The sequence below is a fragment of the Pseudoalteromonas fuliginea genome (genome assembly GCF_000690055.1).
GTDB lineage: Bacteria > Pseudomonadota > Gammaproteobacteria > Enterobacterales > Alteromonadaceae > Pseudoalteromonas > Pseudoalteromonas fuliginea.
On record NZ_JJNZ01000031.1, the window covers coordinates 1 to 8182 of the forward strand.

The window sequence follows — 8182 nt, forward strand, 5'->3', positions numbered from 1 at the left end:
CCTAGTTCTAGCGTAATTTTCTCAACGTTAAATAGACCTCATATATAAGCAGATTGGTATAAAATAGCTGAGTAATTTACCTAGCTAAACAAAAAAGCCACTCATTGAGTGGCTTTTTTGTTTATATAATTAATAATTTCGGGGCTTAAAATTTGTTTTGAAATATATTGCATACCACGTTTATTTTTTAATAATAATCCGCGCTCTGTATCTATAACTTCGTTTATATCTTGCCATACTAATTGATAGTTTTTGTAATGATTAACCGATTTAATGCCTTCTTCATCAAAAGTAAGGGTGACTTCTGAGCCAGACGCTCTGCTGAGCATTTGTCTGGTTACCCACCAAGGACGACGATAGTAAAAGGCAACGCATTCAAGAATTGCCAGCATGATTAAAAAAGAACCTAAGTAATGATCATTTAAACCATAAATACCAAACAAACCCAGTGCTGTTAATAGCACGAGTAGAAAATATTTAGGTTGCGCACGTTTACTATAAGGAAGCGACTCATCGAAGCATTCATAAAAGTAAGGTCTATCAAGTGTATAGGTAGTAGTTAATGCCATATTGTTTTACTTAAAACATATTTTTTCCTATTTTAGCAAGCTAAGCTGCAAATGCGCAGTGTTTATAATAAAGAACCTGAACTCTGGATAATAAATCTATCTCAAGCAGTTATTGTCAGCGCTAACTGCATTAAATTTATTTGCAGTAGGCCAGCTATTAACGCGCAAATTAGCCTTGTTTTCACTGAAAATCTCTTAATCAGAGTTCAGGTTAAATAATATTTTTTCCTTGTTCAGGATCTCTTGATTTATCTGCTTGTTCACGTATTTCGTCAGTATCACTGCTCACATCATCGAGTGTTTTAGTTTTATCGTCTGTTTCGTTAACTATGTTTTTTACTTTTGGTGATTGTTTTTGCTCTGAACCAAAAATAGTTTCGTTAGCAGGGGTAAGTAAAATACGCTCTCTTGCGTCGTCAGGCATGCTGATATTGTGCTTTGTAAATTCGTTGACAAGTTCTCGCATAAGTTGTGAGCCTACTTTTAATGGGCTGTGCTGCTCGCTATTAACCCAAAAGAACAAGGTAAAGTTAATAGTGGATGAGCCAAGGTTTTTTATTAATACTTGCGCTGGTGGGTCGCTTAGTACGGCACTTTGCTGATTGGCAATGTCGAGTGCGAGAGTTTGTGCATTGCGTATATCGTTATCATAGCCAATACCTATTTCTACTTTACCGCGCATTTTGGGATTGGCGGTGAGATTTTTAATGGTGTTTTTGTACACAGTCGCATTTGGTATTTGAATATGATTACCATCGTAATCCACTAGTGTTGTTGCCCGTGCGGTTACTTTTTTAACGATCCCTAAGCGATTATCTACCTCTATTACATCATCAATTTTAAAAGGTCTTTGTATGCTTAGTAATAAACTGGCGATGAAATTTTCTGCTATGTCTCTAAAAGCGAAACCTAATATTAAGCCTATTAATCCTGTTCCACTCATAATAGCGACTGCAAACTCAGTAAGCCCAGCTAAACGTAAAAATAAGTACACGCCTAATAAAATAATTAAGGTGCTAATACTGCGCCTTGCGACTAAGTGAACGAGTTTACTGTCGGTCATATAATCGATGGGTTTTATAAGTAGTCGCGAAAGCGGCCCTGCGATTAAATAGCTTAGTACTAAAAGGACTGTGCCAAGTAATAGAGTGGGTAATATTTGCGCTGTTGCGTGCAGTAATTGCAGACTTTGTTCGTGGAAAAAATGCCATGAAAGTATATCACCTTCAAAACTATGTGTTATGAGAGGGGCATTATTTTGTACTATGTTGTTTGCTTGGCTACTGGGCATGGCTGTCATCCGTGTTTAGTTTTTATAATTGTTAGCAGCAAGTTTAGTACCAAATGTTCAATATAACTTGGCAAACATTTTGCTGAGATAACGTAACACAAATTTTGGGATTTAGAATGAAAGAGACTAAACGAGGGCAGCAAGCAGCGCAACCTGTGCATATTCCTGTAGTAGGTTGGTGGGATATTGTTAAGCGTATTTTTAAGCAAATGAACGAGGACAATTTATCGCTTGTTGCTGCAGGAGTTGCGTTTTATGCACTGCTTGCTATTTTTCCGGCTATTGCCGCCGTTGTTTCTATTTATGCTTATTTTTCCTCTCCTACTGATATTAGTGAACATTTGAGTTTGTTTGTTACGTTATTACCTGACAGCTCACGAGAACTCATTTTGTCTCAAGTTTCAAGTCTTGCTCAAAGTTCAAACGCTAGTTTAAGTATCAGTGCATTGGGAACTTTAGTACTTACTATTTGGAGTAGCTCTAAAGGGAGTCAGGCGCTTATTACTGCGTGTAATATTAGTTATCGAGAATACGAAAAACGCTCATTTTTTAAAGCGTTACTAGTGCGCTTTTTATTTTCTATGGGTGCGATTATCGTTGCTATTTTTTCACTTATAATTATTGGTATCTTGCCAATTGTACTTAACTTAGTTGGACTTAAAGAAGGCATAGATTTACTGATCAAGCTTATTTCTTGGCCATTATTGGCTTTAATATTTAATTTTACATTAGTGCTCTTATATCGCTACGCCCCGCACCGAAAGCCAGCTAAATGGCGTTGGATCACAATAGGATCCTCCATTGCTACCATGCTTTGGATTTTGGCATCTATTGGTTTTTCATTTTATGTGTCGCGTTTTTCGAGCTATAACGAAACCTATGGCTCGTTAGGTGGGGTAGTTATTATGTTAATGTGGCTTTATATAAGTGCCTATATTGTTATTTTAGGCGCTTCGACTAACGCCGCAACGGAACAACAAACGGCGATAGACAGCACAATAGGCCCCGCAAAAAAAAGAGGCAATCGAGGCGCATATGTAGCCGACCACCTCGATGTGAAAAACAAGTGATTTAATTTACTATAACTTAGGGCGATGAGTTAAAGATTGTTAATCTAAACTCAGGTTAATTAATTGCTCTTTAAACTCTTGTGCAGCAGGCCCTAGTCTGTCTGTGTCATTACACATTAAATATAACTTAAGGGCACGGGTTGTCCCTTGCTCTAGATTTAGTACTTTTAATTTTTCCTCTTCAATTAGGTGAGATACTTGTGTACGAGGAAGCCATGCATAACCTAAATTTTGGCTAACCATATCAATAGAGTTTCGTAAATGACTAACCGTCCAGCGCATATCTGCGCCTAGCCAACCTTCATCATGGCTAGTTTGCGTGCCAGAATCACGAACTACAATTTGCCTATACAATTTTAAATCACGAAATGACAAAGTCTCTGTGCGCTGATGCAGCGGATGATTTGGGTGTGCTACAGCGACAAATTCTATATCACAAAGCTGGTTACAACTAATACCGTAAATAGGAATTGAAGAAATAGCTAAATCAACAACGGCATTATTTAATAACTCGTTAGCGCCCGTTAACACGCTTTCTATTAAATCGATTTTTAAAAGCGGGAAAAGTTCACTGGTTCTGGCCAGTGCTTGATACAAAATGGGGTGGGGGAATACTTCATCAACTGCAATTTTTAATGTGCTCTCCACACCTTCGCTGAGCGTATTGGCGACAGATTCTATTTTACTCGCTTCTTCAATTAAAAACTCTGCGCGGCGTAAAATAAGTTTACCGCTGTCTGTTAAAAAGGCTTTGCGACCCTTTACTTCAAGTAATTTAATTTGCAAAGCGACTTCTAGTTTTTGTACTGCGTGATGAACCGTTGACTGGCTTTTATGAACAGCTGCACTTGCACCAGCAAATCCACCATGGTCAACAACAGCCTTAAACATTCTCCACTGCTCTAGTGTTGCTTTCGCCATATTTTATCCTACTACCACTTTTATCTGATTGCATAACTTGACCGCATAGACTCATTATTTATTGCGTAACAGTTAAACTTTTTGTTGGATTATTTAGATAGAATGATTTTTTATTTTTCGAAACGCCATAAAATCATTTCTATTTTTAAGTAGTCGTATCCATTTATTGTAAGTAAGTGATGAGGAGCCTGTACCAAAGCCGTCGAAAGCAAGCTGCATTCTAATTTTACTAATCATTATTAAACAACTTTGCATTAGTACTTCAGGATTAACAATCAATTACTCAGCAATTTAAGTAATTGATAAAGCGGATATTTAAAAAATAAGTAAAAATAACCACGGTAATACAAGGTTTGAAATATGAACAATAAAGCATAACTTTCTATTTTTTAGAATGTTATGACCAATTTAAAGACATAGTTGTTTTATTTAATGAATGATTTAATACCCTCATCAACTTCTTTTTTAAAGTGAATTAAAAAATGAAAATATCAAAAGTGCTTACAGCTTATGCAACTCAAGATGGCGATGGCGTAAGTATTAGTCGTATCCCAGGATTTGATGGTAAATATTTAGATCCATTTTTAATGATTGACGAACTTAAGTCAGACGACAAAAAAGATTATATGGGAGGTTTTCCAGAGCATCCCCATCGAGGGATTGAAACGTTTACTTATATTTTAAAAGGTGGCTTTGAACATCGTGACCAAATGGGTAACAAAAAAGCAATTAAAGCAGGTGATGTGCAATGGATGAGTACAGGGCGCGGCGTTATGCACAGTGAGATGCCACTCGCTGATACCGTTGATGGATTGCATGGCTTTCAAATTTGGATCAACATGCCAAGTTTGGATAAGATGCGCGATCCACGTTATCAAGATACTACGCAAAATTCAGCTCCGAGTTTTACAAATACGCACGGTGTGACGTTAAAAGCACTTGCGGGATCGTGGCAGTTCGAAAGTGAAACGCTTACAAGTAGTTTGCAGGGTTTAGCTGCTAATGCTCTACTTGCTGACATTACATTACCCGCCGGTAAAAGCGTTCATTTGGAGCCTCTTAGCCAACAAAAAGTAATGATCTATATTCATAGCGGCTCAATAATAACAAGCGACGATCAAACAATCCCAGCTGGTAAGTTACTTATTTTAGAGCCAGACAGTAATATTAATATTACCTCAGAGCAAGGCGCTGGTGTTTTGGTTTTAGCAGGCGATCCACTTAATCAACCGATTGCTCACATGGGGCCGTTTGTAATGACGACGCAAGCTGAAGTACAGCAAGCAGTGCGTGATTATCAAAACGGCGAGTTCGGCAAAATTTAACCCTATTTTTAGGAGAGTTTCATGGGATTATTAGTTGATGGTCAATGGCAAGATAAGTGGTACGACACCGATTCAAGTAACGGAAAGTTTGAGCGTGAAGCTGCGCAGTTACGTCATTGGATAACTGCTGATGGCAGTGCTGGAATAACGGGCGAGGCCGGTTTTAAAGCACAAGCGAACAGGTATCATTTATATGTATCACTTGCGTGTCCTTGGGCGCATCGAACGCTTATATTTAGAGCGTTAAAAGGGTTGGAAAATTTAATTACTGTGTCGGTTGTTAGCCCTGATATGCTTGATAGTGGTTGGGCTTTTGATACGAAAAACCACAGTACTGGCGATACTTTATTTAATAGTAATTACTTACATCAAGTTTATGCAAAAAATAACCCAAAGTACTCCGGGCGGGTAACCGTTCCCGTATTGTGGGATAAAAAGCTAAATAAAATTGTCAGTAATGAGTCTGCCGATATTATACGTATGTTCAATAGTGCATTTAATGAATTAACAGGCAATACCGATGACTTTTATCCTGAAGAATTGCAACTAAAAATTGACGAATTAAACGCGTTGATTTATCCAGATATAAATAATGGAGTTTATCGTACGGGTTTCGCAACAACTCAAGATGCGTATGAAGAGGCATTTAATGATTTATTTAAAGCACTCGATACAGTAGAGGGGATACTGAGCAAGCAGCGTTATTTAGCCACAAACAAACTCACCGAGGCTGATTGGCGATTATTCACTACGTTGATTCGGTTTGATAGTGTGTACGTTGGTCACTTTAAATGTAATTTACGCACAATTGAAAGCTACCCTGCACTGAGCGGATACCTTAGAGAGCTATATCAAGTTAGAGGTGTGGCTGAAACAGTTGATTTTTATCATATTAAGCGTCATTACTATTTTAGCCATACAATGATCAACCCGACACAAGTTGTGCCAAGTGGTCCAAGTATTGATTACTTATCTGATCACGGTAGAGGTATTTATCTTTAAGCGAGTAGCCTAACAAGCCAGCCATATTTTCTAACCAAGCTGGTTTCGCTTTTCCCTGCTTGTACAGCAGCACCGGCTAAAAAAGCACTTGTTAGTCCTACTTTAGTTGCTGCAAAACGTTTTAACCGATATTGAAACGCCGCATGGTGTTGGCGTTTTAATTCACTGCGCATATCCATTTGCTTACTAAGAGCTTGAACGTTTTTGTTTGGGGCCTTAATCAAATTATCTACTAACATACTAATTCCCATGTAAATTTAATAGCTGCTTTAAGCTTTTAAGTGTTTTACTAAAACCAATTTTATTGCTTAGGTAAACTGTGTTTTTCCAAAGCCATACTAAACAAGCAACTTGCAGTGAAGTAGCTGTTGCAATACTCAGCCATACCGACCCAAAGAGATCATATACACCGTATCCAACAGCACCTAGAGATCCTGCCCACAACAAAACCAAGCCACTGGCAAAACAGCCTAAAAATATAGTGATCAATGCAAGCGATCTAAGCGACAACCGCCATTCAGCTTTAGCAAGCTGATGGGTGATCTCTCCTTGGGTCTGGTAATCATCCTTGAGTTGCTTAGAGTACTCTAAAAGCTTTGCAATATGATCTTGCCAATAGTCCTTTTGGCTTGGCTGCTCAGTAGCTTGGTTTTGCGCGTTACCATCCTTGGTTGCGGTTGTTTGTGGGTTATTCATCACTGATTACTTACGACGAAATAATGATGTAATTAACATACCAGCAGCAAAAGCAATGCCCGCAGTTGCTAATGGGTTTTCAGAAGCGAAAGCACGCGTTTTTGCAGTGCATTCGCTCAGCTTTTCGCGTGCAATAAGTTGTTTTTCGCTTAGTGCTTCTGCTGAACTAGAAGCGCCTTTACGAACACTGCTTTCAGCTGTTGCTGCTTTGCTAGAAAGTGCATCTACAGCATCGTGCGCCGCTGATGTGGCTTTCTCTGTAAGTGGCGAGTCAGTATTTTTTAGTTTAACGTCAGGCTTAACATCTGAAGTTGTGTTTGGTTTCGTATTTGTTGCAGTAGCCATAATCAATCCTTAATAAGTTAAAAATTTAAGTAGTGATTTAGATGATGCAATGATTAAACCAAATTTAACTTTTATTTTAACCTGTTGAATTTCAGGTGTTTTTTTGTTTCCCCCTGGTTTTGTCAAGGTTGGTAATTTAAAAAAACAGTAACTATTACTACACGGTTAGGTAAATTTTACAAAGAAGGTGAAAATGCTTAAAAAACTGTAAATATTCATTGTTTATTCAGTAAGCAGAACATGTAGAAATAAGCATATTAAAACTAAGTAAATTTTTTTTTCGCTGTTATTCCACTTTTTCCCACGTAATTCAATCGCTTTGCTTGAACCCTTATTTTTTCTAGCTTTGAGACTCGTTAAAGCTGGTCAGCTTACTTGACAAAAAGGCTTGTCAAGCCCTAAACTGGAGGACTGTGGTAAAAAGTGGTTTTTAGTGGATCAAACTGGATCAAAGTAATCGCTAGGCGATTAAAATAATTTAAAGCAGGCTGTTTATGTTTCGTGGCGCAAGTTCACTGAGTTTGGATGATAAAGGACGCTTTGCGGTACCAACCAAGTACCGAGAATCTCTGCTATCTGAAGACCAAGGAACTGTTATTTGTACTGTTGCGCTAAATGAGCCGTGCTTATGGTTATATCCGCTTGCTGAGTGGCAAGAAATAGAAAATCGTTTAGCTAAAATTTCAAATATGAATCCACGAGCTCGACGTATGCAGCGTATGTTGCTAGGGAATGCCACAGAATATCAACTTGATAAAAATGGTCGGATTTTGTTAGCGCCTTCATTGCGTGCACATGCAGATCTAGGCAAAAAAATAATGTTGGTTGGTTTGATGAATAAGTTTGAAATTTGGGATGAGGCGCGTTGGAACGAACAAATGCGCCAAGATACTGAGCTTGAGAGGCTTGGTGATTTTGAACCTCACCCTGATTTAGATAATTTCACTCTCTAACAGCACAATA

10 protein-coding genes are annotated in these 8182 nt (G+C 38.1%); 4 read left to right on the plus strand and 6 right to left on the minus strand.

What is annotated here, in order from left to right; genetic code table 11:
• Window positions 1–101: 101 nt before the first annotated feature.
• Both DC53_RS09920 and DC53_RS09915 read right to left on the minus strand, forming a co-directional pair.
• Entirely contained in the window at window positions 102–569 is a 468-nt protein-coding gene (locus tag DC53_RS09920; protein WP_033029897.1) for a YcxB family protein, read from the minus strand.
• 211 nt (window positions 570–780) lie between these two features.
• On the minus strand, window positions 781–1860 hold the full coding sequence (locus tag DC53_RS09915; RefSeq protein WP_008135008.1) for a mechanosensitive ion channel family protein: 1080 nt from the start codon (window positions 1858–1860) through the stop codon (window positions 781–783).
• 116 nt (window positions 1861–1976) lie between these two features.
• Here DC53_RS09915 and DC53_RS09910 point away from each other — a divergent pair, with 116 nt between their 5' ends.
• Window positions 1977–2930 (plus strand): YihY/virulence factor BrkB family protein, encoded by a 954-nt coding sequence (locus DC53_RS09910; protein WP_007376993.1) that lies wholly within the window; start codon window positions 1977–1979, stop codon window positions 2928–2930.
• A gap of 39 nt (window positions 2931–2969) precedes the next feature.
• Here DC53_RS09910 and DC53_RS09905 read toward each other — a convergent pair whose 3' ends face one another.
• Complete coding sequence (locus DC53_RS09905; protein WP_007376992.1) at window positions 2970–3851, minus strand: LysR family transcriptional regulator; 882 nt, start codon at window positions 3849–3851, stop codon at window positions 2970–2972.
• Between the two features lie 482 nt (window positions 3852–4333).
• Here DC53_RS09905 and DC53_RS09900 point away from each other — a divergent pair, with 482 nt between their 5' ends.
• Complete coding sequence (locus DC53_RS09900; RefSeq protein WP_008135012.1) at window positions 4334–5176, plus strand: pirin family protein; 843 nt, start codon at window positions 4334–4336, stop codon at window positions 5174–5176.
• A 21-nt stretch (window positions 5177–5197) separates the two neighbouring features.
• On the plus strand, window positions 5198–6178 hold the full coding sequence (locus DC53_RS09895; protein WP_033029899.1) for a glutathione S-transferase family protein: 981 nt from the start codon (window positions 5198–5200) through the stop codon (window positions 6176–6178).
• On the opposite strand, the gene DC53_RS09890 is transcribed toward DC53_RS09895, so the two are convergent.
• Genes DC53_RS09890 through DC53_RS09880 form a run of 3 tightly spaced genes read right to left on the minus strand, consistent with a single transcriptional unit; the run spans window position 6175 to window position 7219 of the window.
• Window positions 6175–6417: a hypothetical protein gene (locus DC53_RS09890; protein ID WP_007376988.1), complete on the minus strand. Its 243-nt coding sequence runs from the start codon at window positions 6415–6417 to the stop codon at window positions 6175–6177. The two genes, DC53_RS09895 and DC53_RS09890, sit on opposite strands and share 4 nt — an antisense overlap.
• A gap of 1 nt (window position 6418) precedes the next feature.
• Window positions 6419–6874: a hypothetical protein gene (locus tag DC53_RS09885; protein ID WP_033029901.1), complete on the minus strand. Its 456-nt coding sequence runs from the start codon at window positions 6872–6874 to the stop codon at window positions 6419–6421.
• A gap of 6 nt (window positions 6875–6880) precedes the next feature.
• Complete coding sequence (locus DC53_RS09880) at window positions 6881–7219, minus strand: hypothetical protein (RefSeq protein WP_007376986.1); 339 nt, start codon at window positions 7217–7219, stop codon at window positions 6881–6883.
• Window positions 7220–7713: 494 nt separating this feature from the next.
• Here DC53_RS09880 and mraZ point away from each other — a divergent pair, with 494 nt between their 5' ends.
• Entirely contained in the window at window positions 7714–8172 is a 459-nt protein-coding gene (gene mraZ, locus DC53_RS09875) for a division/cell wall cluster transcriptional repressor MraZ (protein WP_007376985.1), read from the plus strand.
• Window positions 8173–8182: the final 10 nt, after the last annotated feature.